Origin of the sequence: Bifidobacterium xylocopae, assembly GCF_003315615.1 — a bacterium.
GTDB classification, from domain to species: Bacteria; Actinomycetota; Actinomycetes; order Actinomycetales; family Bifidobacteriaceae; genus Bombiscardovia; species Bombiscardovia xylocopae.
Map to the genome: position 1 here is coordinate 1 of NZ_PDCH01000065.1, position 448 is coordinate 448.

Annotated in this window: 1 protein-coding gene; it reads left to right on the top strand. The window is 71.9% G+C overall.

Annotation, left to right across the window (positions count from 1 at the left end):
- Nucleotides 1-179: 179 nt before the first annotated feature.
- The coding region (locus CRD59_RS07645) for an RCC1-like domain-containing protein (RefSeq protein WP_201736592.1) at nucleotides 180-448 on the top strand (269 nt) is incomplete at its 3' end.

Sequence of the window (448 nt, forward strand, 5' to 3'; positions counted from 1 at the left end):
CTCGGAACGGACGAGAGAACAGGGGGAGCGGAGAAGAGGGAAGAGGGGGGGAAGACAGGTGGGGCCGGCTCGGCAAGGGCAAGGCAGCGACAGGGGGGAAAACCCGGAACACGCGGGGGGTGGGTAGTACAGCGGGCGACGTGCGCTTGAGCCGGGTCAGGGCAGGCCACTAGGACAGCGTGGGCGACGGCGGCGACGGACACGCATACAGCTGGGGACGAAACGGCGACGGCCAGCTCGGCGACAACAGCCGAGCCGACGAGAACACGCCCGGGCGCGTGACCGACCCGGACCCCTACACCAACTGGACCGCCGTCAGCGCAGGCGGGCAGCACAGCGGCCACGGCAGCAGCGACACCAACCCCCGCCCCACGCCCACGCGCGTGACCGGCCAGCTCGGCAACGGCAGCAGCGACACCAACCCCCACCCCACACCCGCGCGCGTGAC